We start from the raw sequence: 25,418 nt of genomic DNA, 5'->3' as shown, positions 1-25,418 counted from the left end.
ATATACCTTCAACTGCCGAAAAGGACTTATTCCTCTTCTTCGTCTTGTGTAAAGCCTGTCGGAATCGTATCGCCGGAAATCTTGCGAATGCCGGCCAAGGCATCCACCGCAGATTTTCCTTCGATAAGCTCCCCAGCATCTTCTCCGTCAATTTTTCCGTCCATGGAATCCAAGTGGTTGAGATCGTCGTCATCGGTGCTCAGATCCACTTCGTTTTCGTCTTCGTCCAGGACTTGTATTTCAAGAGCCAGTGCTTCCAGCTCTTTAATCAGAACCTTAAAGGATTCGGGAATGCCCGGTTGCGGAATATTTTCGCCCTTGACGATGGCTTCGTAGGTCTTGACACGGCCCACGATATCGTCGGATTTAACCGTCAGCATTTCCTGCAAGGTGTGGCTTGCGCCGTATGCTTCCAGGGCCCACACTTCCATTTCCCCGAACCGTTGGCCGCCGAATTGAGCACGGCCGCCCAAAGGTTGTTGGGTGACGAGGGAATAGGGACCGGTGGAGCGGGAGTGGATTTTTTCGTCGACCAGGTGGTGAAGCTTAAGCATGTACATATAGCCCACGGTGACCGGGTGATCGAAATCTTCGCCGGTGCGGCCGTCTCGAAGCTGTACCTTGCCGTCGGCGGAGTAGCCGGCTTCCTCCAAGGTGTCGAAAATATCCTGTTCGTTGGCGCCGTCGAATACGGGGGTGGCTACGTGCCAGCCCAGCTTTTTAGCGGCGAGGCCCAAGTGCACTTCCAGTACTTGACCCAAGTTCATACGAGAAGGTACGCCCAAGGGGTTCAGTACGATTTGAATGGGACGTCCGTCGGGCATATAGGGCATGTCTTCCTTGGGAAGGACGCGGGAGATAACCCCCTTGTTCCCGTGGCGACCGCACATCTTGTCCCCGACTTGAATCTTGCGCTTCGTGGCGATAAAGACGCGGACCATTTCGTTGACGCCGGGCTGCAGCTCGTCGTCATCGGCGCGGCTGAAGACCTTCACGTCCACGACGATCCCCGCTTCCCCGTGGGGCAGGCGGAGGGAGGTGTCTCTGACTTCTCTTGCCTTTTCGCCGAAGATGGCGCGCAAGAGACGTTCTTCTGCGGAAAGCTCCGTCTCACCCTTGGGCGTGACTTTGCCGACGAGAATGTCGCCGGGATTGACTTCCGCACCGACACGAATAATACCGCGTTCGTCCAAGTCTTTAAGCATGTCGTCGCTGACATTGGAAATGTCCCGGGTGATTTCTTCCGGTCCCAATTTCGTGTCGCGAGCTTCGGCTTCGTATTCCTCGATGTGGAGGGAGGTCAACACGTCGTCGATCACCAGCTCTTCGTTAATGAGCATGGCATCTTCGTAGTTGTAACCTTCCCAGTTCATAAAAGCGATGAGAATATTTTTACCCAAGGCCATTTCCCCTAAGTCCGTGGAGGGGCCGTCGGCGATGACTTCGCCGCGCTTCACCTTTTGACCTTCCGTCACAATCGGGCGTTGGTTAATGGTGGTGCCTTGGTTGGCCTTTTCGAATTTGTGGAGGCGGAAGACGATGTCGTCTTTGCCGCCATCCGGTGTCAGGACGATTTTATCGCTGGCAACTTTTTTAATGGTACCGTCGTCGGTGGAAATGACGCAGACGCCGGAGTCGCGAGCCGCCTTGTATTCGATCCCCGTAGCCACGATGGGGGCTTCAGTTTTCAACAAGGGCACCGCTTGACGCTGCATGTTCGAACCCATGAGGGCGCGGTTGGCGTCGTCGTTTTCCAAGAAGGGAATCATGCTGGTCCCTACGGCGACGATTTGTTGCGGCGAGACGTCCATGTAGCTGATGTCTTCGCTCTTGTAAACGTCGACTAAGCCGTCGATGCCTCGGGCGATTACCCGATCGTTAATGAAGTGGCCGCTTTCGTCCACTTTTTCGTCGGCTTGGGCGATGATGTTTTCGTCTTCCACATCGGCGGTAATGTATTCGATTTCGTTGGTAACCAAGCCTTCGCCTTTGACGACCTTTCTGTAGGGCGCTTCAATGAAGCCGTATTCGTTAATACGGGCAAAGGTGGTTAAGGATGTGATCAAGCCGATGTTCGGACCTTCAGGCGTTTCAATGGGGCACATTCTTCCGTAGTGGGAGTTGTGCACGTCACGAACTTCCATGCCGGCACGGTCTCTGGACAGACCGCCGGGCCCCAAGGCGGAGAGACGACGCTTGTGGGTCAGCTCCGACAGGGGATTGTTTTGGTCCATAAATTGTGACAATTGGGAGGAACCGAAAAATTCCTTAATGGCCGCCGTCACCGGACGAATATTGATCAAGGATTGAGGCGTGGCGGAATCGGGATCTTGCACCGCCATGCGTTCGCGAATCACCCGTTCCATACGGGTTAAGCCGATTCGGAATTGATTTTGCAAAAGCTCGCCCACGGAACGGATGCGACGATTGCCCAAGTGGTCGATGTCGTCGGTTTTACCGATGCCGTAGAACAAGTTAAATTCGTAGTTAACCGCCGCCAAAATATCGTCCACTAAAATATGTTTCGGGGACAGTTCTTTATAATGTAATTTCAAACGGGTAAGGAGCTCTTCCCCTTCGTACTCTTCCATGAGTTCTTTCAGGCGTGGCAGATAGATTTTTTCTCTAAAGCCCAGGGCTTCAAAGTCGATGTCCGTATCCAAGGCATCGGGATCCACGAAATTATTTCCGAGGAGGACGATTTTCATCTTTTCCCCTAATTCGTCGGGATCGTCGACGAGGATTTCCACCCGATTGATGCCGGCATTTTCGATGGCCACGGCTTGCTCGCGGCTGACGCGTTCGCCGGCGGTGCCCATGACTTCGCCGGTTTCGCCGTCGATGACATCTTCCGCCAAAATTTGATTTTGCAGGCGTTCGCGCAGGGCGAGTTTCTTATTGAATTTATAGCGGCCCACTTTCGCCATGTCGTAGCGACGGGCATCGAAAAACATGTTCTCGAAAAGGGATTGGGCGCTTTCCACCGTGGGCGGTTCGCCGGGACGCAGCTTTTTGTAGATTTCCAGGAGCGCTTCCTGTTTATTGCTGGTTTGATCCTTTTCAAAAACTTTTAAGAGCTCTTCCGTTTCGCCCATAAGGTGGGTGATTTCCATATTGCTTTCCACACCGATAGCACGGAGCAAAATCGTAATGGGAATCTTTCGCGTGCGGTCGATGCGCACATTGACCACGCCTTGGGCGTCGGTTTCGAATTCCAACCAGGCACCGCGATTGGGAATCAGGGTCGACGAGAACAATTGCTTGCCCGTCTTGTCGAATTCCACCTTATAATAGGCGCCGGGGGAGCGAACCAATTGGCTGACCACGACACGTTCCGCCCCGTTAATGACAAAGGTGCCCGTGGCGCTCATTAAGGGGAGGTCTCCCATAAAGACCTCTTGTTCCTTGACTTCGCCGGTTTCCGTATTAATGAGCCGGACCTTAACTTTTAAAGGTGCCGAATAATTGGTGTCCTTTTCCTTTGCTTCTTCGAAATCATACTTTTTCTCCTCGGACACGTAGTAGTCCACGAATTCCAGTATTAGATTTCCCGCAAAGTCTTCGATCGGCGAAATATCCCGAAACACTTCCCTGAGACCTTCGTCGATGAGCCACTTGAACGAATCGGTTTGAACGCCCAAAAGATTTGGGATTTCCAACACGTCATCGATTCTGGAGTAGCTCATTCTCTCCCGTTTACCATATTGAACAGGATGTACCATCTAAATTCCTCACCCCTTACAGTTTCTTCGAAAAACAAAAAATGTATGTGTAAGAATTTCCTCATGCATGAATCGTCAATAACTTACAAATACATCTTCTTCCGTAGCTGCGACCGTCTTTTCCATATAATTTTAGATTATTATGCAATTTATTATATTAACATGACGCGTTTTAAAAAGCAAGGATTTATTTTCCCTTCCCGATTAAAACTTTTCCGTCCACGGGGACGTAGCGGCTCTTTGCCACCAACAGCCGTTTGCTTCCCTTTCCCTCTTGGGAATAGACGGCATAGGTATTGTAGATCGATCCGTTCACTTGCTTTTGCAGCACTTTGATTTCCCCTGCGGGCAGATCCGTGGTGTAGCTTTCTTCATTGGATGCCGGCAGGTCTCGCACCTTTTCCGGCACCAGGTCGATGGTGTAGGGCTTTTCTTCTCCGGGGCCGTAGACGGTGCAACTGAGCTTGCCGTCCGTGGCCGTGGTTTCTATATACACGGGCTTGGTATAGGGATTGGCGAAGATAAAATCTTTGTAGCCGTCGCTCACGGCGCAGTCCAAGCCTTCTCTTGCATAGGGCACGGGTTTGGAGTGATTGAATTTTGTGATGATGTTGAGCCCCGCCCGGGCCACGGCATTGTACATGGTGGTGGACACTTGGCAGACACCGCCGCCGATACCTTCGGTCTCTACGCCGTTTGATACGGTCTTGCCCTTGACGAAACCGTGGGCCTCGTCGATGCCGCCGATGGTGGAGAGGAAGGAAATCTTTTCTCCCGGCGCCAAGACGATGCGGCGGAAAAATCCCGCGCCCACTTCCACATTGGTGGTGCGGTTTTTGTCCTTCACATCGTATTCGGTGACGGCCGTGGCCATTTTTGCGTCGATCCCCGCCAGGGCCTGTGCTTCGATGGCGGGCTCCACGATTTTCGTTTGAATCTCCACGGGCTCGTCGATGCCGTGAGACAAGTCCACGATGGCGCGGGCCGTGTCGGGCATTTCTCCTTGATTACCCGGGCGAATGACTACCTTCTCCCCTTCCATTGCCACGGTGGCGGGCTTCGCCGTGGCGTACAGGACGCCGTCGAGGCTCCCGAGCCGGCGGTTAAGTACGGCTTCATCCACCTGAATGGGCGTGTGCACGGCTTCCCGCTTAAACACCTGGCCCATGCGGCCGAGGAAGTGACGGCTCCGACTTTCCTTCAATGCATCTTTCGCCGCCTGCTCGCCGTTGACGGAAAGGCCCATCTGGCCGGCGGTTAAGGCGGTGGATTTTTCCTTGTGAGTCAGGGTGACGGTCTTTGTTTGAAAATCTTCGCGATGCTTATTGATTTTTTCCTCTGCGGCCTTCACCGTCAAAAAACCCAGTCTGTTGCCGCAGTAATGGGTCCCGGGGCTGATGATCCCGAAGGTGGGCAGAAAGCCCACGGCGATGAAACAGACCAGGACCGCGGCGCCCGCCACGGTGGCCATGCGCTTTCTCTTCTGTTTTTTTAAATGGCGCCGCTTCTTGCGACGAAAGTGTAAGTAATTTTTCTCCATTAATTCGATGCTCCTTGCACATGGAGGCAGAGATCCTTCAGATCGCAGTCTTCGCAAAGGGGCCGTTGCGCCTTACAGATTCTTCTGCCTAAAAAGATTAAGAGATGATGCCCCTTGGTCCAACACTCTTTCGGCCAAATGGCCATGAGTTGTTTTTCCGTCCCGTCCACATTTTTGCTTTCGGCGAGGCCCAGGCGATTGGACACGCGAAAGACGTGAGTGTCCACGGCGATGGCGGGAATGCCCAGCACATTGGATGCCACCACATTGGCAGTCTTTCGCCCCACGCCGGGGAGGGTCATTAAATCTTCGATGGTAGGCGGAATTTCCCCGCCCCAGGATTCTAAAATAATGCGGGATGCCGCCAAGATGTTTTTCGCCTTGTTTCGATAGACGCCGCAGCTTTTCACATAGCTTTCCAGCTCTTCTTGAGACAAGGTCACCATTTTTTCCGGCGTGTTGTACTCTTGGAACAGAACCTTGGTCACTTTATTTACCCGCACGTCCGTGCATTGGGCCGACAAAATCGTGGCGATTAAAAGTTCGTAGGGGGTGGTGTAATCCAGCTCCGCCCGCGCGTCGGGAAACATGGTTTCCAATCGTTCATAGACTTTTAAAGCGTCTTCTTTCGTTAAAGGCATATTACTTCTTCCTCTCATCAAAATAACGGCGAATGTAGGCGGCGTTTTTCACCCACTGCTTCTTTCCCCGCCAGGAGCCGCTCAAGTGCCCGTAGCGTTTTTTAAAGGAGCGATTCGATTCCTCTTCCAGCCCTTCCAGGGGAATGTGGTGGACGGGATCTTCCATCTCGAATACCTCGTCGATCCCCACGTTCTTCGGGCAGACCATTTGACACACGTCGCAGCCGTAGATCCAATCGGCCATGACCGCCCGCTCTCCTTCCGTCAATTCGCCCCGCTTTTGGGTGATCCATGAGCGGCAGCGGCCGGGATGGAGCACGCCGCTCATGTCGATGGCCCGGCCCGGGCAGGCGTCGACACAGGCTCTGCAATCTCCGCAGCTGTCTTCGGAGCTCAGGACTTCGCCGCCTTCCACATTCGTAAGCAAGAGGCCGATGGCCACATAGCTTCCCAGGCGATGATGAATGAAGCTGCCGTTTCTTCCGATATAGCCCCTCCCCGTCATGGCGGCAAAGCCCCGCTCGTATAAGGGCCCCGTGTCCACTTGGCGGTGGTATTCGATGCCGGGGACGGTATCCTGTAAGTAATTTTCCAGACGGGCCATTTTTTCATTTAGAATCAAGTGGTAATCCCTGTCCCGTGAAAAGCCCGCCAAGCGGCCGTAGCCTTCCTTCGGCGCCGGCTCGCAATGGGAAAAGGGCACTTGTTCAAAGGCGACGAAAATAGACTTCACCGAGGGCAGGGACTGTGCCGGATCCATGCGCAGGAGCAGATCCTCTTCTTCGATGGGCAGCATGTCCCCCGCCGCTTTTCTTTTCGCGAAAACAGAAGCCATGGCATCCAGCGAGCGGGCCGGCACCAAAGCCAAATCGTGAAAGTGCAAGCGGTCTTTGATTCTGTCTACTTCCATCCCAAGTCCTTTCTATTGTTGTATAATAATACTATCACACTCTGACAAAGGAGATACTATGATTCAGCGAAAGCTTTTTGAAAAAATCAAGCCTTTTTTTAAACGGGAGAATCCGGGCAAGTGGGACGTGGATCGAAGCCTGGTTTTGATCGTCGCCGCCATTATCCTCTTGGGCTTCGTGGTGCTGTCCTCGGCGACCCTGTCCTACGGCAACCGGCCCTTTTTAATCAAACAGGGCGTCGCCACCCTGCTGGGCGCGGCCATTGCCTGCGGGCTCATGCTGGTGGACTACCGCATCTGGCGAAGCTATTATCCATTTCTTTACGGCCTCAGCGTCTTGCTTTTAGTGGCCACGCTCCTCTTCGGCCACGGGGACACGACCTGGGGATCCAAGAGCTGGCTCGCCATCGGCCCCATTAACTTTCAGCCGGCGGAATTCGTCAAGATCTTTCTCGTCATCTGCTTCGCCTTTTATTTAGAGGCCCACGGCGACAAGATCAACGAGCCGAAAGAACTGGCGAAAGCCCTGGTTTTTGCGGGCTTTCCCGTCGGGCTCATTATGCTCCAGCCCGACTTCGGCACGGCCATGGTCTTTCTGTTTTTCATCGCCGTCATGTTGTTCTTTTCCGACTTGGACTGGAAATATATTTTCGGCGCCATGGGGGCGGGCTTTTTGTCTCTGCCCATTCTCTATGCCCGCCTGGACGATTACCAGAAGGACCGGATCCTGGACTTTTTAAAACCCGACGCCAACACATCGGGCAGCGGCTACCAAGCTTACGAAGGTCGCATCGCCATCGGCGACGGCCGCCTCTTCGGCCGAGGCCTTTACAAGGGACCCCAGACCCAATTTAATTTTATTCCTACGAAGGAAACGGACTTTATCTTCCCCGTCCTCGTGGAAGAATTGGGCTTTCTCGGCGGCGCCCTTCTGATTCTCTTATACGCCCTGTTATTTTACCGCCTCTTGCAACTGACGAAGCTTGCCAAAGACAAGGGCGGACAATTGATGATATTCGGCTTTTTAAGCGTTCTCTTCATCCACATCTGGGAGAACATGGGCATGACCTTGGGGCTCATGCCCGTCACCGGCATTCCCCTTCCCTTCATCAGCTACGGTGGCACCTTCCAAATGGTGAATCTGGCCATGATCGGCCTATGCCTCAGCGTGCGCTACCACCGCTCCACCGGAGTAAGGGAGCATCACATGCCGAGCTTTCTCACCGGCATAAGCGATCGAATTGCCGACTTTCAAGATCGCCAGTGGAATAAGGAGCGCTTGAAGCGCTGGAGAAGATAGACCGAGAAGCTTCGTCTATTCGCCCGGATTTTTTCTTTTTCGCAGGAATTTTCTCCCTCTTCCGGAGAAAAACCCGACGAAGTGAATGAAAACGTGGAAATCAAGCACAATTTCAGGTATAATAGATTGCTGAGTAAACAAAGGAGGAAATGAATGAACACCATTAAATTAAATTTAGTTAATCGCGAACACACGGGCACGGCCGGCGCGAAGAAGACCAGAGGCGAAGGTTACGTCCCCGGCATCTTCTATGCTCAAGACTCCGAACCCGTCGCCGTTGCCGCCAAGGCCAACGAATTGGAAAAAGTCGTCGATGAAGCCGGTACATCCGCTTTGGTCGACGTCAATGTCAACGGAAAGGATTACAAGATCCTGTTTAAGGAAATCCAATCCCACCCCTTCAAGAATCAACTGATTCACTTCGACGCATACGGCGTTAACTTGAAGGAAAAAATCAAGCTGTCCATTCCCGTCGTATTGGAAGGTCGCGAAGACATTCGCGTAGAACCCTCCGTCTTATTGCAACTGTTGGAAGAAGTGGAAGTCGAATGCTTGCCCACCAGCCTTCCCTCCGACGCCATCGTCAATGTTGCCGATATGCAAATTGGCGATACCTTAACCGTCGCCGACTTAGACGTCGCATCCATCGACGACATCGAAGTCTTGACGGATTTGGAAGAAGCCGTCTGCTCCTTACAAGAACCTCGTGAAGAAGAAATCGTCGAAGACGAAGACGATGCCGATGCAGCCGAAGTTCCCACTGTAGACGAAACCGAATCGGAAGACGAAGACGAAGAATAAGACAGACCGCTCCGGCGGCCTATGAAAAGATAAGATCGGACGAGCCGGTCTTATTTTTTTGTGCCTGAACATGGCGGAGCATGAAAAAAGCGCCGAGGAGATTTCTCTCATCGACGCTTTGTTTTTACTTACTAACGGAAGACGGCATGGGCACATCATTTTCAAAATCCCATTCGTCCTTGGGATCGGCGAAGCGAATGAAAATGGAGGCCAGGGCGAAGACCGCCAACAGACCTTGGTACCAGAGGAAGGGAATAATTTCCACGGGAGAGACCGCCGCCGCCCCCAGTTCCTTGGTGAGCCCCGCGGCGATTAAAATTTGCGCGCCATAAGGGATGATCCCCTGCATGACACAGGAGAAGGCGTCGAGCAAGGAGGCGGAACGCCTGGGATCCACTTTAAAATCCCTGGAAATTTCCTTGGCCACCGGCCCGTCGATAATAATGGCCACCGTGTTGTTCGCCGTTGCGGCGTCGGTGACGAGGGTCAGAAGGGCGATGGATAGTTCCGCCGATTTCACGTCTTTTGCAAAGCCGCGAATCTTTTGCACCAACCATTCGATGCCTCCGTTTTGAGACACCATGTAAGAAAGGCCGCCGGTAAGCATGGATAGGAGAAAGATCTCGAACATGCCGCTAAAGCCCTCGAAAATGTTTTGGGCGAAGCTCATCATGGTAAGCCCGCCGGTGGCCATGCCGATGATCCCGGAAAGGACGATGCCGCTGGTCAGAACCAAAAAGACATTCATGCCGGCGAGGGCGGAAATTAATACGAAGAGATAGGGAATGATCAAAACGAAACTGTAGCTCAAATCGTCCAACACCACATCGCCCGCAGGCTTGCCTACAAAGAGCAAGATGATGAAGGTAATAATCGCCGCGGGAAGGGCGATTTTTATATTCGTGCGGAACTTATCTTTCATTTCCACATTTTGCGTCCGCGTCGCGGCAATGGTGGTGTCGGATATGACGGAGAGATTGTCGCCGAACATGGCGCCGCCCACCAAGGCACCGATGACCAGCGCCAAGGGCAGATTCCCCTTTTGCGCCACGCCGACGGCAATAGGGCCCACGGCGGAGATGGTGCCTACGGACGTGCCCGTGGAAAGGGAAATAAAACAGCTGATAAGAAAGATCCCCGCGGTAATGTATTGAACGGGAATCAGAGACAGGGCGAAGTTGACCACGGAGTCCACGCCGCCGGAGGATTTCGACACGGTGGCAAAGGCGCCGGCCAATATGTAAATCAAACACATGATGATGATGTTTTCGTCGCCGCAGCCTCGCACAAAGGCGTTGAACTTGTCGTCGATCGAGCCCTTAAACATAATAAAGGCCAAAATAATGGCGGGAAGAATACATACCGGTGCCGCCACTTGGTAAAAGGCCATTTCTACGCCCATGGCATTTAAAATCAGGCCCGTGGCGAGATAAACCAACACGAAAAGAATAAAGGGCAAGAGCGCCGCGCCGTTGGCTTTCACTTTTACTTTATCGTCTCCCATAACATCCTCCTAAATTTTTTCAATGTAACAAATGATGGTCCTCCCCTTTCGAGACGAACCATTTCCTCAAGGTCATTATAGTGGAGGGACTATCCTTTGTAAAGAACGCTCCGCCCCACGAAAAAAACTCCCGCATCGGCGGGAGTTTCCATCAGTCGTGTAAGAATCGTGAGATGCGCTTGTACAAGGCCAAGGTCGCCGCCGAAATAATGAGCCCTTTGACGAGATTGAAGGGCACGATGCAATAGATCATCAGATCCCACAAGGTGTTGACCCGAGGGGTGACGGCGCGGCCCATGTTTATAATGGCATCCATGGGCATGATTTTTCCGTAAAGGGGAAAGACCACGAAGTAATTGCTCAAGGTCGCCACCACGGTCATGCCGACGACGCCGAGCAAGAGGCCGACGACGGCACCGCGATAGGTTCTGCGCTCGCTGTAAAATTTCGCCGAAAGGCCGACGAACAAAGCGCCGACGATAAAGTTCGACAGTTCCCCGACGCCGCCGGTGGTGGTGCCGCGGACGAAAAAGGTGAGGATGCACTTCACCAGCTCGATGGTGATCCCCGCCACGGGACCCATGGCAAAGCCGCCGATGAGGGCAGGAATGTCGGACAGGTCGATTTTAATAAAGGGCGGCGCGATAAAGGCCAAGGGAAATTCGATGTACATAAATAAAAATGCGATGACGGATAAGAGGGAAAGGCGGGTTAAACTCCTCGTGGAATAGCGCGCCTTTGTCCGCTGAATTTGGTTCATGGTTCCTCCTTTGTCGGGCACAAAAAAAGCCCGCGTCTCCGGGCATCAAAACATGAAAAAATTATCTTCTTCCATCCGGACTGTCACCGTCGGTATTGGAATTGCACCAATTCAGTCTTTCGACACGTGGACTTTACCACCGATGAGGAATTTCACCTCGCCCTGAAGATCATTATCTTATTCTGTTTTTATTATACCACGTCCATAGAGAAATGAAACCATTTTATATTCGGGCACAAAAAAAGCCCCGAAGGGCTCTTTTCGCGATTTCGAAAACAGTGCTTACTTGCCGACGATCATATCGGAAAGACGTAAGGGTTCGATGTATTCGTCCCCTTTAAAGACGCGCATATTGCCGCCGGAGACTTCGTCGATTAATACGACTTCGTCGCTGCCTTCCAGGCGACCGAATTCCAATTTAATATCGTACATTTCCAGGCCACGTGCCTTTAAGTCATCGTAGATGACTTGGGAAATGGAACGAGTGAGTTCCTTAATGCGGTCGTATTCCCCTTCCTTCAAAATGCCCAAGAGAACCAAAGCATCTTCGTTGATCAGGGGATCTTGGCGTTCGTCGTCCTTTAAAGTAAATTCCACGTAGCGATTTAAATCGTCGCCGTCGTTGGCGTATTTGCCGTAGCGGCGAATGAAGCTGCCCGTGGCTTTAAAGCGGCAGATGACTTCCAAGCCCTTGCCGAAAACTTTGGCGGGCTTGATTTCCATGAGACGATTGTCCACGTCGGCGGAAATAAAGTGTGTAGGGATTTTTTCTTCTTCGAATTTTTCAAAGAAGTATTTGCTCATGGCGATGCATGCGCGGCCCGAACCTTCGATGGAAAGGCCTACTTGGTTTTCACCGGGATCGAAGACGCCGTCTTTGCCCGTCACGTCGTCCTTGAAATAAAAGTAAGTCTTGCCGTCTTCTTGAAGAATGTTCTTCGTCTTTCCTTCGTAAATAGTTTTCAAAAAAAACCCTCCTGTCATACAAGCAAATCGTACAATTTATTTTACAACAAATGACCGCGGGAAAACAGACTCCGATTCATATTTTCCCATAATTTTCACGACAAATTTTCCTTCAAGCAAAAAAGCGCCCGCAGGCGCTTCCTTAAATAGCGTGTTTGTTGGAATTGTAGACGATGACAGGCATGCCTATAAAGGCATTTTCGTAGAAGGTCGGCGCCTTGGAGGGAGGCGTGTTCACGCAGCCGTGGCTCCCGCCGCCGCGGTAGATGTTGCCGCCGTAGCTTCCCCGCCAACTGGAGTCGTGAATGCCGCAGCCCGTCCAGTTAAAGGGCATCCAGTATTTGACGTAGCTCTTCCAGGTGTCCCCGGTCAGGTAGCGGTTGCGCTCCATCATCCAGACTTCGTGGGTCCCGGTGGGCGTGCTGTTGCCGGCGTAGGGATTGCCGGTGACCACCGGCGTGTCGATGACCAAATTGCCTTCTTTGTACAGCCACATATGCTGACGGGCGATGTCGATTTCGATGTAGCTGTTGCCGATGTCGTTCACATTCCGGCTCCTGGCCCGGCGCTTATACACCGGCTCCATGGTTTGAGTCTTCATGTCATTCATGGCCGTCATCAGCTGCTCCACGGTCTTGGGCCGGTCGATTTGCCAGCCGTAAATGCCGCCCACTACGCGCATCATGGCGCCGCCGGTGGCTTGGAAGTCGCGGGTGCCTTTAAAGGTGTCGTACTTTTCCCCGAGCCCGGCCACATAGGCCTTGACCTTTTCCTCGTCGGGCTCCAAGCTGCCGTCTTCGGCAGATTTATAGAGATTGATTAAAGGTTCCCCGGCCAAGACTTCTTCTCTGTCGGAGAAATTGTAGGTCAGCTTGTATCCTTCGATGGTATTTAAACTGGCTACGTGCTTTTTCATGTGGTCCAAATCTTCCGCCGGTGCGGCCTTCAGATAAAGATCCGCTTTCTTCGCGTCCAGCTCTTTGTCCTGCTTATGGAAGGAATCCAGCACGGCCTTCTTCAGCTTGGGTCCGTCTAAGCGGGTGCCTTCCTTGGCATCGGCAATGGAGTAGCCTTCCCCTTCCTTGTAGACGATCATCTGTGGGGTGGGATCCGTAATATCTTTGTCCGCCACCATGTGCATGTACGCCAAAGCAGTTTCAAGCTTTGCGTCGTCGTAGCTGATGTTTGTCTTCACCTTATAATCTTTTTCCGTAAAGGCGTAAACGGGCCATCCCCAGGAACTGTATTCTTTTATTTTAAAATCGGGCATGGTTTCCACGTAGTCGATGGTCGATGCCTTGATGGTGTCGGTCTTTTCGTCCTTGCCTACGACGGTTAAGGCATAATCCTTCCATGACTTTTTAAAATTCTCCTTTAAGTCCGCCTTGGGCTGCAGGGATATATCGGCTCCGTTTACGGAAGTCTTCGGCATGTAAACCTGCGTAAACAGAATGCCGCCCAGAATGTATATGACAGCCAAGATGCCCAGCACGATGGCCGCAATTTTTCCGAATCGATTGCTCAAAGTTGTTCTCCTTTTCTAATCACTCGCTCTATTAGTGTACCATAAAATTTTTACGGTTCAAGATGATTTTTCCCTTTCTATTCAATGAAATGTGGTGTAATCTAACTATAGAACGATTCAACACACGAGGAGGTTGTTATGGATAAGACGCCCCGAACCATTCAGTCCCTTGCCAGGGCCTTTGCTATTTTAGATTGCTTCGATGCCGTGCATCCGAAGTTGAGCTTGTCGGAAATTTCTAAATTGGTGAAATTAAATGTTAACACCACCCGCGGGTTGGTCAATACACTGGTTCACTTTCAATATTTAAGCCGCGACGAAGCGGAGAACGACTACCACTTGGGCGTCGCCTTTATTCCCAAAGCCAATTTGGTGGAAGATCAATATCTCTTCCACGTCAAAAATATCATTCAACCCATGCTCAGAGTCTGGGCCAATCAATTTGAGCTGAGCGCCCGCCTGAACATGGTGGAAGACGGCCAGCTCCTCACCGTGTTTACCGAGGTGCCGGACAATACACGCTATCTGATCATGACCCGCTCCCGCACGCCCTTTCCCCTTCACGCCACGGCGTCGGGGAAGGCTTATCTGGCCAGTTTGCCGGAATCGGTGGTAGATAATTACATCGCCGACACCCGCCTCGTTCCCTACACGGATAAAACCATTACGAAGGATTCCGCCCTGAAAGAGGAAATGGAGGCCACGCGAGAAAAGGGCTACGCCTTGGAGATCGGCGAGATCAATGACGGCATCGGCTCCATCGCCATTCCCATTTTCGACAAACGGGAGGATTGCATCGGCACCATTTCCCTTTCCGGCGCCAACGAGCAAATTTTGGAAGAAGAGGCCGAGGCCTTCGCCACGGTTCACGATTTTTTAGAAGAATTGAATCCCTTATGGTAAAGAAAAAGCTATTGCCCATATCGCGGCAATAGCTTTATTTTTATGCGTCGAAGACGGCGGTGACTTCGGCGGGGAAGGCCACGGCGCCTTTGATGTGAAGGACATTGATCATGATCACGGCGCCGGTCGCGGGCACCTGATCTAAATTGGCCATGACCTCCACTTGGTATTTGTTTTCGTTGAGCCAGAAGCGTTGGGCCACCAAGTCCCCCGCCTCGGCGGCTTCGGGACCGGCGTCGGTGTTTAAGGTTTCGTGACCGATGGCGGCAATCTTTCGCGTGCGGCTCAAGTACTCCAGCGCCGCCACGGACCAACCCGGCGTCACTTCCACGCCCTCATGGGTGTTGGTGAAGTCTTCTTGGGAGTAGATGCGCTTGTACCAGCCCGAGGAAAAGGCCACAAAGGCGCCTTCCGGAATGGGGCCGTGTTCGTCTTCAAATGCCAGAATGTCGTCCACGGTGACGGCATAGCCCGGCTCTTCCTTAACCTTATCTTCCAAGTGGATGACGTACAGAGGCAGGTAGCGCTCCTTGGGCGAAATGTCCGAAAGGATCTTTCCTCCCGCCATAAAGTGGGCCGGTGCGTCCACGTGGGTGCCGTGGGAGGTGCCCAAGGTGTACTCCCGATTGTCCGATCCCGTTTCCTCCAAGGTGGTGAGCACGCGCTCGCCTAAGGGATTAAAGGCCTGGTAAATGGCCATGTCTTTCGTCACTTCGTGGGTCAGGCTCACCCAAGTCTTTTCTTTTAACGCCTGCAATAAATCTTGAGTCTTCATGTGATCTCCTTTCCGTCTTGCTTTCTGTGCTGCATCCATTATAACCTTTCTCCCCTATTTTCTACAGCCCTCTTTGCGGCATAAAAAAAGAGGCCGAAGCCTCCTTTTTCCTACATAGCCAAATAGGCCATCAGGGCGTAGTTGATTAAGAATAAAACCGTGGATCCGATAAGGATCGGGTGCAGCTCTTTGGCCTTGCCCTTTAAGATCATGACGACGCAGTAGAAAATAAAACCTGCGGCAATGCCGTTGCTGATGGAGTAGCTGAGGCCCATGAAGATCGATGCGAAGAAGGCCGGTACGGCACATTCCAAATCGGTCCATTCGATTTCTTTAAAGCTGGCACACATCATAATGCCCACGATAATCAAAACGGGAGCCGTGGCTTGTGCGGGAACCAGACCCGCCACCGGTGCAATGACGATGGCCAACAGGAACATAATCGCCGTCACCACGGAGGTGAGACCCGTGCGTCCGCCGGCGCCGATGCCCGCCGCACTTTCCACATAGGTGGTGGTGTTGCTGGTGCCGATAAAAGCGCCGATGACCGTGCCGACGGAGTCGGCGAAGAGAGCCTTGTCCAGTTTCGATTTAAAGCCGGAGCTCGTTTGCATATTGCGAATATCGTCTTCGCTGAAGATTCCCGAGCGGCGACCGGTGCCGATAAAGGTGCCCAATGTGTCGAAGGTGTCGCTGAGGGAGAAGGCGAAGATGGTCATGAGGACCAAGGGAATGCGGCCGGGATCGGAAAAGAGGCCCAGGAGCCCTTCTTTACCCAGTGCCACGCCGAAGACCGTGGACAGGTCTTGGAAGGAGCTTGCCACGGAAGGACTTTCCGAAAGTTTGGACAGATCCACGACGCCCATAGGGATGCCGATAATCGTCGTAGCCAAAATACTGATTAAGATGGCACCCTTCACATTCTTCAGCACCAGGACCACGGTGATCAACAGGCCGATCATGGCGAGAAGCACGCCGGCGTTGTTGAAGGTAACCAGGGCGGGAACGGCGGCGGATGAACCGATAATGGTGCCCCCGTCCAGGGCTTGATAGGTGCCCGGATCCAGGGTGAAGTTCAAGAGGCCGCAGTTTTTAATGCCGATGTAGCCGATAAAGACGCCGATACCGCCGCTAATGGCATGTTGCAGCGACTCGGGAATGGCCGTGATGATCATCTTCCGTACTTTCGTCACGGTGATCAACACATTGATGACGCCGCACAAAAAGACCATGCCCAGGGCTTCCTTCCAGGTAAAGCCCAGACCGAAGACCACGGTGTAGGTGAAAAAGGCATTTAATCCCATGCCCGGGGCCAAGGCATAGGGCACATTGGCAAACAGCCCCATAACCAAGGTGGAAACCACCGATGCGATAATCGTCGCCAGGAACACGGCGCCCCAAGGGATACCCGTTTGAGAAAGGATTGCGGGATTGACGAAAATAATATAGCTCATGGCAAAGAACGTGGTCATGCCGGCTAATACTTCCGTAGAAAAATCCGTCTTGTTCTTTTTCAACTTAAAGAATGACTCCATAGACTTCCTCCTTATGAATAGTACGGGATTAGTATATCACGATTTCATCAGACGAACACTTGCTGAATGAAAAACATATACACCGCCGTGCCGAGAATAATGGAGACGATGGATTTTCGCTTCCAAAGATAGCTCAGGGCGGTGACCAAGGTGGCGACGATTAAGGGCACATACTCCCCCGGCGCCGTAAAGCGCATGGTGCGCAGGCAGTAGACGATCAAAAGGCCCATCATGGAATAGGGCAAGAGATTGCCTAAATCGCCGACGACTTTCGGCAACTGCTTCTTTCCCGAAAAGAAAAACAGAGGAAAGGTGCGTATGGCGAAGGTAATGGCGATGACGATGGCAATGGCCAAATAAACTTCTCTAGTGGACATATTTCCTCCTGTAAATCAAATCGCCGATTAAAATCAAAACCATGGCGGGAAGAATAAATTTCTTGGGCCCCACCAAGAGCAGAGACAAGAGCGATGCCGCTACCCCTAATATGGCGGGGAAGTGATGGTCCGTCCCCTTCCACTGCTCCAAAAAGGCCGTGATAAAAAGGGCGGTCATCATAAATTCGATGCCCGTGGCGTCGATGGGCAGCAAGGTGCCGATCCATCCCCCGAGCAAGGTGGCGCCGACCCAGGTCATAAAATTGATCAGCCCCATGGAAAACATATCCTCTCCGGTGGCCATGTTCCCGTCCTCGCCGCCGGTGACGTAGAGGGAAAAAGTCTCGTCGCTGGAAAAATGAACCACGGCGATGCGTTTCCACATGGGAAGTTCGGACAGGGGGCCCAAAAGAGAGAGCGTATAAAATAAATAGCGCAGGTTAATGGAGACGGCCAAGATGGCAAGCTCCAACACATTGAGCGGATTGGAAAACAAACTGACCATGGCAAATTGCATGGCGCCGGCGTAAATGCCTCCACTCATCAGCCCGCCCACGACATTGGACTGACCTACGGATTTGATGAGGACGCCAAAGCCGATGGCCATAAAAAAGTAGCTGATCACAATGGGAACCGTGCGCGGAAAGACTTTCTTTAATCCGTTCATAAGACCTCCTGAAGGAGAAAATAAAAAACGCCCCAAAAGGGGGGCGCTCTTTACTGCTTTACTTTACTTCGACAACAGCTCCGACTTCTTCCAGTTTAGCCTTGATGTCGTCGGCTTCTTCCTTGCTTGCGCCTTCCTTAACGGGCTTCGGTGCGCCGTCAACGAGAGCTTTTGCATCCTTTAAGCCGAGGCCGGTAATGTCTTTAACAACTTTGATGACCTTCACTTTTTCTTGGCCTGCAGATTCGAGAACAACGTCGAATTCGGTTTGTTCGTCAGCAGCTCCACCAGCCGGTGCGCCTGCTGCCGGTGCGCCTGCTGCTGCAACAGCAACGGGAGCTTGTGCACTTACGCCGAATTCTTCTTCTAATGCGCTAACTAAGTCAGCAAGTTCGATAACGGTTAATTCTTTGATCTCTTCGATAAGAGCGGTTACTTTTTCAGATGCCATAATGTGTATACCTCCAAAAATGGTTTTTGCCTTTAGGCAGATTCTTCTTCTTTCTTTTCACGGATTTGGTTAAGCGCAACGGCCAGACCACGGATATTTCCGGACAAGACAGTTGCCAATCCTTGAATCGGTGCGTTTAAGCCGCCGAGCAATTGTGCGATAAGAACTTCGCGGCTCGGTAATTTTGCCAATGCCTTAACTTCGTCAACGGATACGACGCGGCCGTCTAAGAGACCGCCCTTGATTTCAAGACGATCGTTGTCTTCGGCAAAATCGTTTAAGATCTTGGCCGGTTGAACGGCATCTTCGATACCGAAAGCGACGACGGTGGGGCCGACGAGTAAATCGTTGGCTGCTTCGTTGCCGGTAGCGTCGAAGGCACGTTTCAACATGGTGTTTTTGTACACCTTGTAGTCAACGCCGTGTTCGCGCAATTCCTTTCTTAATTTGGTGACTTCTTCTACGGTTAAGCCGTGGTTGTTGACCAAAATAATGGATTGGGACTGCTCGATCTTTTCCTTGATTTCGTTCACCAAGTTAATTTTCGATTGGAGTAGCTCTTCTTTCACTGATTCACCTCCTCGTTTTCTACATAAAAAAATCACATTGCAGACACAATGCGAGTACCAAAATCAAATTCAGTCACCTCGGCAGGAAATTAAGGCAAGCCACCTGCTGTCTGCGGTTTCGACTTATCCATAATACCAAAGAAAAGCCCCTGTGTAAAGGGACTTTTTCTTAAAAATCGTCTTTTTTTATAATGGCACGGGCGATGCGATGGGCAGAGGCCAATGCCCAGTGAATATTATAGCCGCCGCAGTCCCCGTCCACGTCCAAGACCTCCCCGGCGGCGTAAAGCCCCGGTACGTGGATCGATTCCAAATCGTCGCTGAAGTCGTCGAGGGCCATGCCGCCGCAGGTCACTTGGGCGAAATCGAAGCCCCGCACGCCGGTGACGGGCATGGAAAAATGAAAGAGCAGATTCAAGAGGCGGTTCCGGTCGTGCCAAGGCAGGCCGTCCATCATCTCGTCCCCTTTCAGGCCGCATTCCTTTAGAACCACGTGAGGCCATTTGTTGGACAGAATGCCGTCGAGAAAATCTTCGACCTTCATGGGCAGATAGCTGCGCCCTTCAAGAACCTCTCGGTACCCTTCCAATTGATTCAAATGATTCAGCATGGGAAAGCCGACGGCATAATCCCCCTCTCTCTCGCCCACGGTGCGGGCCAGATCCAAGACCGGCGGGCCGCTAATACCGTCTTTGGCGAGAAGGATCTCTCCCTCTTCCTCGACGATCTTTTCCCCGTCGCGGTAAAGGGCCACGCTACCCTGCACTTTCGTACCGTTTAAATGTTTTAAATAGGGGCTATCGCAAAGCAGGGCGGAAATTCCCGGGAAGGTGCGGGTCTTTTTGTGGCCCAAAGCTTTCAACAGGCCATAGCCCTTGCCGTCGGAGCCCGATTGAGGCATGGCCATGCCTCCGGCGGCGACGATGACCTTATCCGCCGAAAAGGTCTGTCCGCTGCTTTCCAAGACAAAGCCCTTCTTTGTTCTTGTCACGGCGTCGATGCAAGTGTCCACCACTTCTTCCCCGCCGGCGGCGAAGAAGCGCCGTCTCAGAGCATTTAAGACGGTGCGTGCCTGGAGGGTGGAGGGATAGAGCTTGCCCCGGTCTTCTTCCACGAGATCGATGCCCATGGCCTCGAAAAAAGCCCGGCGATCCGCCGCGGAAAAATAGGCGCCTGGATCGAAGGGGAGCTTCCCTTCGCTGTGCCAATGGCACGCAGACAGATCCGCATTGCTCACATTGGCCCGGCCGTTTCCCGTGGCCAGTAATTTTTTTCCCACGCGATTTTTTCGCTCGTATATCGAAACGTGCATGCCCGCCTCTGCCAGCAAACATCCTGCACAGAGCCCGCTGACGCCGCCGCCTATAATGGCGATTTCCATAAAAAAACCCCTTTCTTTTCACCGAGTATAGCACGCAAATATGCTACAATACAAGTTAGAAAAATGTGAAAGGAGCCATCATGAACATTACCGAACGACTGAAAAAATACGTACAAGTTTACACCACCAGCGACGAAAATTCCGACACCTTCCCCTCCACGAAACGCCAATTCGACTTGGCCCACATCCTCGTGGACGAGCTGAAGGACATGGGTCTTGAAGACGCCAAGGTCGACGAGTACGGCTACGTCACCGCCCATCTTAAAAGCAATGTAGACAAGGATCTGCCCACACTCGGTCTTTTGGCCCACATGGACACCTCCCCCGCCGCCAAAGGCGAAGGCGTGAAGCCCCAAGTGGTTCACTACGAAGGCGGCGACATCGTCTTAAATAAAGAAAAGAACATCGTCCTCTCCGACAAAGACTTCCCCGCCTTAAAAGACGTCATCGGCTTGGACCTCATGGTCACCGACGGCACCACCCTTTTAGGCGCCGACGACAAGGCCGGCATCGCCATTATTATGGACAGCTTAAAGACCTTGATCGAAAAGGATCTGCCCCACGGAAACTTGGCCATCGGCTTTACTCCCGACGAAGAAATCGGCTGCGGCGTCGATCACTTCGACGTGGAAGGCTTCGGCGCCGACGTGGCCTTTACCTTGGACGGCTCCCGTCTGGGCGAAGTTCAATACGAATGTTTCCACGCCGTCAGCGGCAAGGTGAAGATCCAAGGCGTCAGCGTCCACCCGGGCAGCGCGAAAAATCACATGATCAACGCCATTAGCCTGGGCATGGAATTAGACGGCATGCTTCCCGAGCAAATGCGTCCCCAATACACGGAAGGCTACGAAGGCTTCTACCACCTGGATCAATTCCGCGGCAATGTGGAGGAGGCGGAAATGATTTACATCCTCCGCGACTTCGACGCCGATAAGGTCAAGAACATGGGCGAGATTTTCCAAGCCGCCGTGGACTTTATGAACAGAAAATACGGCGACCGCATCACCCTGACTTTGGAAGAAAGCTACCGCAACATGCGTGAAAAAATCGAGCCCCACATGGATCTCATCGACCTCTGCGTCGACGTCATGAAAGAAGAAGGCATCGAGCCCATCGTCGAGCCCATTCGCGGCGGCACCGACGGCAGCAAGCTTTCCTGGATGGGACTGCCCACCCCCAATCTCTTTACCGGCGGCATGAACTTCCACGGCCCCTACGAATACATTCCCATCCAACACATGGAAAAGGGCCGTGACTTCCTCACGAAGTTGATTCAGGAAATGGCGACGAGGGCGTAATGCAAGCCCTTTACGTGGCGGCGGGCGGCGCATGCGGCGCGACCTGTCGCTTCCTGCTCTCCTTGCTCCCCTTAACGGATCGGGGACTGCCCCTTCCCACCTTTCTCGCCAATGTCATCGGCTGCTTTCTCATAGGCATCATCGCCGTGAAGGGCGAAGCCCGGGGATGGGACGAGAATCTACTGCTGTTTTTAAAAACGGGCTTTTGCGGCGGACTCACCACCTTCTCAACCTTCAGCGCCGAAACCATGGCCATGGCGGAAAAAGGCCATATGACCACCTCCGTACTCTATGTCGCCGCCACCGTGGCGACGGGCTTTATCGCCCTTTATCTCGGCGGACAATTGGTAAAATAAAAAACACCTCAGGCTTCGGAGTACTCCTCCTCTGCCTGGGGTGTTTTCTTATGATCGACGTTCCGTTTCCAGCTCAATGATTCGGTCCGCCACAGTTAATGAAGAGGGCCGGTGACTGACCATAAGCACGGTTTTATCCCCGGCAGTCTCTTTCAAAGAACGCAATATCATGGCTTCGTTTAAACTATCCAGATTCGACGTCGGCTCATCCAGGAGCAAAAACGGTGCGTCGTGTAAAAAGGCGCGGGCAAGACCCAGGCGCTGACGCTCGCCCGATGATAGGCGACTGCCCATTTCGCCGATTCGACTGTCATAGCCTTCCGGCAGGGATAGAATAAAATCGTGGACAGCCGCCCGGCGGCATGCCTCTTCTATTTCTTCCTCTGTGGCATCCAATCGTGCCAGGCGCAAATTCGACGCAATGGTGTCGTTAAACAGATAGGTTTCCTGAGTCATAAAGCCTTCCGCCTCGCGAAGAGAGGCGGTCTTCACCTTTCGAATATCTTCGTCGCCGATGATAATGCGGCCGCCGCTTACGTCCCAAAAACGCATGAGAAGGCGCAGGATCGTGGATTTTCCGGAGCCGGACTTTCCTCTCAGCCCAAGGATTTCGCCCTTTCTTACCTGAAGGTCCATGGATTTTAGAATCGATGTCTCTTCATAGGAGAAGTCCACCTCCTCCAAGGCGGCACCGGTAAAGGAAACCACCGCCCCTGTTTCAACCTCTTCCACTTTCGGCGCCTCGTCTAAAATATCCAGGACACGATTGCCTGCGGCGAAGGTGGGCTGTAAGGTGTTGCCTAATGCGGCCAGGGCCAAAGTAGGCCCGTAAGAAGAGAGGATATAGACCACTGCCGTCAGCAGCATGACGGGATCTTCCGTGCCCCGGTAGTAAATGGCTCCCGCAAGAACCACAAGTCCTAAGTGCAAAAGACTCAGGACCATTCCCGTCAGAGCCATGCCGAAAGCCGTTTCGTCTTTCAGGCGGCCGTTCGCTTCAATGCTTTCGCGACTCATGTCGTCTAATTTTTTCAGATAAGCATCTTCAAAGCGGTACTGCAAGATTTCCCTCAGGCCGCGCAAGCCGTCTAAAACAAAACCGCTTAAACGACCGCCGGCGTTTCTCGCTTGAAGACCCAAGTCTTTGTTTCGCTTGGAGAGGTATAAGGGAAGCCCGATACCCACCACCGAATAGCCGAAGGCAGCGTAAAGAGCCAATAGGGGCTCGACCTTGGCGAGAAAGGCGACGGAGATCAGACAAAAAATCAAGGCGATGGCCGCCGGGGAAATGGTGTGGGCATAAAAGACTTCCAAGAGCTCGATATCGGAAGTGATGAGTGTAATGAGATTGCCCTTGTCCCTTCCCTCTAATTTCGCCGGCGCCAATTTTCTCAAAGAAGCGAATACCTGACTCCGTATGATGGCGAGAATTTTAAAGGCGATGTGGTGATTGCAGAGCTGCTCACCGTAGCGCAAGGGACCCCGAAGAAAGCCGCAAACAAGAATTGCCGTCACAAGAAAGGTGCCGCTCCATTCTCCGAAATAGGCGGAGGCCAGGCCGTAAGCTGTCAGGGCTGAAATGGCCGTGGCCGAGAAGAAGCCCAGCACCCCTAAAGTAATGGCCAGGACCATTACCGGTGCCAAGGGCTTAATCATTCCTATAAGACGCCCCATGACGGCTAAGGGTTTACGCATTGACTTCACCTCCTCGGTATTGCTCCAATTCAGCCTGTGTTTGCCACAAGCTGCGGTACATACCCCCACGTTGAATTAACTCATCGTGGCGACCTTCTTCCACCAAATGTCCTCCGTCGAGAACGAACAATCGTCCCGCCTCTTTCACATTGGCCAGGCGGTGGCTGATAAATAAAACCAGCCGCGTCTCGGCCAAGGCGCGAATTTCACCGACGATTTTTTCTTCGCTTTCCACGTCAATGTTCGACGTGACTTCATCGAAGATATAGATGGGCGTGTCGTGCAGAAGGGCCATGGCAAGGCTGAGCCGCTGCCGTTGACCGCCGGAAAGATTGCTTCCGCCGCTTTGAATCATTGTCTCCAGCCCATCTTCCGCGTCGAAATATTCTTTCAAGTTTACTCGCTCCAAGCTGTCCCACATGGCGGCCACCGTGGCCCGGGGATTGGCCATGGCCAGAAGCTCACGTACACTTCCGCCCATTAAATAGCTTTCAGCGCCTAAATAGGTGACGTGATCCAAAAGGCTTTTTTCCTTCGTGTCGGAAAGCTCCACGCCGCAAAAGGCCAGGGAGCCTTCGTAGCCCTTCAGTTGCTTCGACAAGACGGCGGCCAAAGTAGATTTCCCCGAGCCGGAAGGGCCGACGATGCCCACGAGTTGCGGTCCTTTTACGTTAAAGGACAATTTGTCTAATGCCCGCATCTCGCCGTCGTAAGACAAAACAAGGTTCCGCGCCGTTAATTCGTCGGCGGCATCTGCCATCGCCATGTGACCGTCTTCTTCCTCTTCCAATGCCAGAAGGTCAAACATTCTATCCGCCGCCGCCATGCCGTTCATGGCGATATGAAAAAAGGAACCTAATTGCCGCATGGGCAAAAAGTAATCCGCCGATAAGAGCAAAATAAACAGGGCATCGAAAAAATCCAATCGACCGCTTACGCAAGCTTTTAGACATACCACCAGGGCAATAGCGGCGCCTCCGTAAGCGACGAAGTCCATGACGATAATGGAATTGAGCTGCATGGTTAAGACCCGCATGGTCTGCACGCGAAAGGCCTCGGCGGATTTTTCCATTTTTCGGTGGCGATAGGCGTCGGTGCCGTAAATCTTTAAAGTCGTCAGACCCTGAAGATTTTCCAAAAACTCGTCGCCTACATCGGTGTACTCCGTCCAATACTTAGCGAAGGTTTTTTTCGCAAAGGTTTGAATCAAAGCAATAGCCAAAGGAATCATGGGCACGCCGATTAAAAGGACGATGGCCACAGTCCATGACATGGAGCCGATAACAAAAAACAGAAATACCGGCGCAATCATACTGTAAAAAAACTGAGGCAAATAGGCGGAAAAATAAATCTCCAGTTGATCGATCCCTTCTCCGATGATCTGTACCGCCTCCGCAGAGCGCAGGCGCTCTTTATAATGCACGCCGAAGCACATAAGCTTTTGAAAAAGCCTGTTGCGCATCGTTTCCTTTACCGACGCCGACGCCTGATAGGCGAGGCGCACTTCTTTTTTTGCGACGAAAAAACGAATCCCGTAGATCAAAAAGCTGATCAGAAGAACAAGGGACAGCGGTCTTTGCCAATGATTTTCCGTGAAAAACAGGCGCAGGGCATAGACCAAAAGCCCTGTTGCCAAACTATTGAGAACCAGCAGAATGCACTTAAGCCCCACTACCCGGGCAATGGCTTTTTTCGCTTCGCTGAAATATTGGAGTAATCGTTTATCGATCAATCCCTTCCAT

The 25,418-nt window shown here is 52.5% G+C and carries 22 protein-coding genes, 1 riboswitch and 1 other annotated feature; of the genes, 5 read left to right on the top strand and 17 right to left on the bottom strand.

What is annotated here, in order from left to right:
* Nucleotides 1–26: 26 nt before the first annotated feature.
* The 4 genes from rpoB to BN7444_RS06175 all read right to left on the bottom strand — a co-directional run bounded on the left by rpoB (nt 27) and on the right by BN7444_RS06175 (nt 6,813).
* Nucleotides 27–3,722, bottom strand: a complete 3,696-nt coding sequence (gene rpoB, locus BN7444_RS06190) for a DNA-directed RNA polymerase subunit beta (RefSeq protein WP_068457234.1) — start codon at nt 3,720–3,722, stop codon at nt 27–29.
* Nucleotides 3,723–3,909: 187 nt separating this feature from the next.
* Nucleotides 3,910–5,262 carry a VanW family protein gene (locus BN7444_RS06185; protein WP_068457231.1) on the bottom strand — a complete coding sequence of 451 codons (1,353 nt, stop codon included), beginning with the start codon at nt 5,260–5,262 and terminating at the stop codon, nt 3,910–3,912.
* On the bottom strand, nt 5,262–5,903 hold the full coding sequence (gene nth, locus BN7444_RS06180; protein ID WP_135122044.1) for an endonuclease III: 642 nt from the start codon (nt 5,901–5,903) through the stop codon (nt 5,262–5,264). Before nth ends, BN7444_RS06185 begins: the two co-directional genes overlap by 1 nt.
* Nucleotide 5,904: 1 nt before the next feature.
* Nucleotides 5,905–6,813 carry an epoxyqueuosine reductase gene (locus BN7444_RS06175; protein WP_068457226.1) on the bottom strand — a complete coding sequence of 303 codons (909 nt, stop codon included), beginning with the start codon at nt 6,811–6,813 and terminating at the stop codon, nt 5,905–5,907.
* A 58-nt stretch (nt 6,814–6,871) separates the two neighbouring features.
* Here BN7444_RS06175 and rodA point away from each other — a divergent pair, with 58 nt between their 5' ends.
* The gene (rodA, locus tag BN7444_RS06170; protein ID WP_068457223.1) at nt 6,872–8,113 is read left to right on the top strand and encodes a rod shape-determining protein RodA; all 1,242 of its coding nucleotides are present in this window, start codon (nt 6,872–6,874) and stop codon (nt 8,111–8,113) included.
* Nucleotides 8,114–8,266: 153 nt separating this feature from the next.
* Nucleotides 8,267–8,914 (top strand): 50S ribosomal protein L25, encoded by a 648-nt coding sequence (locus tag BN7444_RS06165; protein ID WP_068457219.1) that lies wholly within the window; start codon nt 8,267–8,269, stop codon nt 8,912–8,914.
* Nucleotides 8,915–9,038: 124 nt separating this feature from the next.
* Here BN7444_RS06165 and BN7444_RS06160 read toward each other — a convergent pair whose 3' ends face one another.
* From BN7444_RS06160 to BN7444_RS06145, 4 genes are all read right to left on the bottom strand, one after another.
* Nucleotides 9,039–10,418: a Na+/H+ antiporter NhaC family protein gene (locus BN7444_RS06160; protein WP_068457216.1), complete on the bottom strand. Its 1,380-nt coding sequence runs from the start codon at nt 10,416–10,418 to the stop codon at nt 9,039–9,041.
* 151 nt (nt 10,419–10,569) lie between these two features.
* Complete coding sequence (locus BN7444_RS06155; protein ID WP_068457214.1) at nt 10,570–11,178, bottom strand: ECF transporter S component; 609 nt, start codon at nt 11,176–11,178, stop codon at nt 10,570–10,572.
* A gap of 59 nt (nt 11,179–11,237) precedes the next feature.
* Nucleotides 11,238–11,352: riboswitch (FMN riboswitch) on the bottom strand.
* A gap of 108 nt (nt 11,353–11,460) precedes the next feature.
* A complete protein-coding gene (locus tag BN7444_RS06150) occupies nt 11,461–12,144 on the bottom strand; it encodes a phosphoribosylaminoimidazolesuccinocarboxamide synthase (protein ID WP_068457211.1) in 684 nt (227 codons plus the stop codon).
* 142 nt (nt 12,145–12,286) lie between these two features.
* Entirely contained in the window at nt 12,287–13,669 is a 1,383-nt protein-coding gene (locus BN7444_RS06145) for a L,D-transpeptidase family protein (RefSeq protein WP_068457208.1), read from the bottom strand.
* Between the two features lie 138 nt (nt 13,670–13,807).
* Here BN7444_RS06145 and BN7444_RS06140 point away from each other — a divergent pair, with 138 nt between their 5' ends.
* Nucleotides 13,808–14,572 (top strand): IclR family transcriptional regulator, encoded by a 765-nt coding sequence (locus BN7444_RS06140; RefSeq protein ID WP_068457205.1) that lies wholly within the window; start codon nt 13,808–13,810, stop codon nt 14,570–14,572.
* A 40-nt stretch (nt 14,573–14,612) separates the two neighbouring features.
* Here BN7444_RS06140 and BN7444_RS06135 read toward each other — a convergent pair whose 3' ends face one another.
* The 7 genes from BN7444_RS06135 to BN7444_RS06105 all read right to left on the bottom strand — a co-directional run bounded on the left by BN7444_RS06135 (nt 14,613) and on the right by BN7444_RS06105 (nt 20,327).
* Nucleotides 14,613–15,347 (bottom strand): cyclase family protein, encoded by a 735-nt coding sequence (locus tag BN7444_RS06135; RefSeq protein WP_068457202.1) that lies wholly within the window; start codon nt 15,345–15,347, stop codon nt 14,613–14,615.
* A gap of 110 nt (nt 15,348–15,457) precedes the next feature.
* Nucleotides 15,458–16,882, bottom strand: a complete 1,425-nt coding sequence (locus BN7444_RS06130; protein WP_068457199.1) for an NCS2 family permease — start codon at nt 16,880–16,882, stop codon at nt 15,458–15,460.
* A gap of 47 nt (nt 16,883–16,929) precedes the next feature.
* Nucleotides 16,930–17,259 carry a branched-chain amino acid transporter permease gene (locus tag BN7444_RS06125; RefSeq protein ID WP_068457196.1) on the bottom strand — a complete coding sequence of 110 codons (330 nt, stop codon included), beginning with the start codon at nt 17,257–17,259 and terminating at the stop codon, nt 16,930–16,932.
* On the bottom strand, nt 17,249–17,926 hold the full coding sequence (locus BN7444_RS06120; RefSeq protein ID WP_068457194.1) for an AzlC family ABC transporter permease: 678 nt from the start codon (nt 17,924–17,926) through the stop codon (nt 17,249–17,251). The genes BN7444_RS06125 and BN7444_RS06120 overlap by 11 nt, the downstream gene beginning before the upstream one ends.
* Nucleotides 17,927–17,984: 58 nt before the next feature.
* A complete protein-coding gene (rplL, locus tag BN7444_RS06115) occupies nt 17,985–18,377 on the bottom strand; it encodes a 50S ribosomal protein L7/L12 (protein WP_068457192.1) in 393 nt (130 codons plus the stop codon).
* Nucleotides 18,378–18,409: 32 nt separating this feature from the next.
* Nucleotides 18,410–18,946, bottom strand: a complete 537-nt coding sequence (rplJ, locus tag BN7444_RS06110; protein ID WP_068457188.1) for a 50S ribosomal protein L10 — start codon at nt 18,944–18,946, stop codon at nt 18,410–18,412.
* Nucleotides 18,947–18,963: 17 nt separating this feature from the next.
* Nucleotides 18,964–19,080, bottom strand: a sequence feature (ribosomal protein L10 leader region).
* Between the two features lie 35 nt (nt 19,081–19,115).
* Nucleotides 19,116–20,327: a BaiN/RdsA family NAD(P)/FAD-dependent oxidoreductase gene (locus tag BN7444_RS06105; RefSeq protein WP_068457185.1), complete on the bottom strand. Its 1,212-nt coding sequence runs from the start codon at nt 20,325–20,327 to the stop codon at nt 19,116–19,118.
* Between the two features lie 80 nt (nt 20,328–20,407).
* On the opposite strand from BN7444_RS06105, the gene pepT reads away from it, so the two are divergent.
* Together pepT and crcB are read left to right on the top strand one after the other, a co-directional pair.
* Nucleotides 20,408–21,625: a peptidase T gene (gene pepT / locus BN7444_RS06100; protein WP_068457182.1), complete on the top strand. Its 1,218-nt coding sequence runs from the start codon at nt 20,408–20,410 to the stop codon at nt 21,623–21,625.
* On the top strand, nt 21,625–21,981 hold the full coding sequence (gene crcB / locus BN7444_RS06095) for a fluoride efflux transporter CrcB (protein WP_068457180.1): 357 nt from the start codon (nt 21,625–21,627) through the stop codon (nt 21,979–21,981). The genes pepT and crcB overlap by 1 nt, the downstream gene beginning before the upstream one ends.
* A gap of 48 nt (nt 21,982–22,029) precedes the next feature.
* On the opposite strand, the gene BN7444_RS06090 is transcribed toward crcB, so the two are convergent.
* Both BN7444_RS06090 and BN7444_RS06085 read right to left on the bottom strand, forming a co-directional pair.
* Nucleotides 22,030–23,676 (bottom strand): amino acid ABC transporter ATP-binding/permease protein, encoded by a 1,647-nt coding sequence (locus tag BN7444_RS06090; protein ID WP_218016014.1) that lies wholly within the window; start codon nt 23,674–23,676, stop codon nt 22,030–22,032.
* A complete protein-coding gene (locus BN7444_RS06085) occupies nt 23,669–25,408 on the bottom strand; it encodes an ABC transporter ATP-binding protein/permease (protein ID WP_068457176.1) in 1,740 nt (579 codons plus the stop codon). The genes BN7444_RS06090 and BN7444_RS06085 overlap by 8 nt, the downstream gene beginning before the upstream one ends.
* Between the last annotated feature and the right edge of the window lie 10 nt (nt 25,409–25,418).

Source organism: Peptoniphilus pacaensis (genome assembly GCF_900088125.1).
Taxonomy (GTDB): domain Bacteria; phylum Bacillota; class Clostridia; order Tissierellales; family Peptoniphilaceae; genus Aedoeadaptatus; species Aedoeadaptatus pacaensis.
This window is presented reverse-complemented; position numbering and strand designations above follow the sequence as displayed.

Bases quoted from the DNA above. Each gene is read 5' to 3' on its own strand.
- rpoB (WP_068457234.1), bottom strand. From the start codon at position 3,722: ATGGTACATCCTGTTCAATATGGTAAACGGGAGAGAATGAGCTACTCC.
- BN7444_RS06140 (WP_068457205.1), top strand. From the start codon at position 13,808: ATGGATAAGACGCCCCGAACCATTCAGTCCCTTGCCAGGGCCTTTGCT.
- crcB (WP_068457180.1), top strand. From the start codon at position 21,625: ATGCAAGCCCTTTACGTGGCGGCGGGCGGCGCATGCGGCGCGACCTGT.
- BN7444_RS06125 (WP_068457196.1), bottom strand. From the start codon at position 17,259: ATGTCCACTAGAGAAGTTTATTTGGCCATTGCCATCGTCATCGCCATT.
- BN7444_RS06155 (WP_068457214.1), bottom strand. From the start codon at position 11,178: ATGAACCAAATTCAGCGGACAAAGGCGCGCTATTCCACGAGGAGTTTA.
- BN7444_RS06135 (WP_068457202.1), bottom strand. From the start codon at position 15,347: ATGAAGACTCAAGATTTATTGCAGGCGTTAAAAGAAAAGACTTGGGTG.
- pepT (WP_068457182.1), top strand. From the start codon at position 20,408: ATGAACATTACCGAACGACTGAAAAAATACGTACAAGTTTACACCACC.
- rplL (WP_068457192.1), bottom strand. From the start codon at position 18,377: ATGGCATCTGAAAAAGTAACCGCTCTTATCGAAGAGATCAAAGAATTA.
- BN7444_RS06120 (WP_068457194.1), bottom strand. From the start codon at position 17,926: ATGAACGGATTAAAGAAAGTCTTTCCGCGCACGGTTCCCATTGTGATC.
- BN7444_RS06090 (WP_218016014.1), bottom strand. From the start codon at position 23,676: ATGCGTAAACCCTTAGCCGTCATGGGGCGTCTTATAGGAATGATTAAG.
- BN7444_RS06160 (WP_068457216.1), bottom strand. From the start codon at position 10,418: ATGGGAGACGATAAAGTAAAAGTGAAAGCCAACGGCGCGGCGCTCTTG.
- rodA (WP_068457223.1), top strand. From the start codon at position 6,872: ATGATTCAGCGAAAGCTTTTTGAAAAAATCAAGCCTTTTTTTAAACGG.
- BN7444_RS06175 (WP_068457226.1), bottom strand. From the start codon at position 6,813: ATGGAAGTAGACAGAATCAAAGACCGCTTGCACTTTCACGATTTGGCT.
- BN7444_RS06130 (WP_068457199.1), bottom strand. From the start codon at position 16,882: ATGGAGTCATTCTTTAAGTTGAAAAAGAACAAGACGGATTTTTCTACG.
- BN7444_RS06165 (WP_068457219.1), top strand. From the start codon at position 8,267: ATGAACACCATTAAATTAAATTTAGTTAATCGCGAACACACGGGCACG.
- BN7444_RS06105 (WP_068457185.1), bottom strand. From the start codon at position 20,327: ATGGAAATCGCCATTATAGGCGGCGGCGTCAGCGGGCTCTGTGCAGGA.
- BN7444_RS06185 (WP_068457231.1), bottom strand. From the start codon at position 5,262: ATGGAGAAAAATTACTTACACTTTCGTCGCAAGAAGCGGCGCCATTTA.
- nth (WP_135122044.1), bottom strand. From the start codon at position 5,903: ATGCCTTTAACGAAAGAAGACGCTTTAAAAGTCTATGAACGATTGGAA.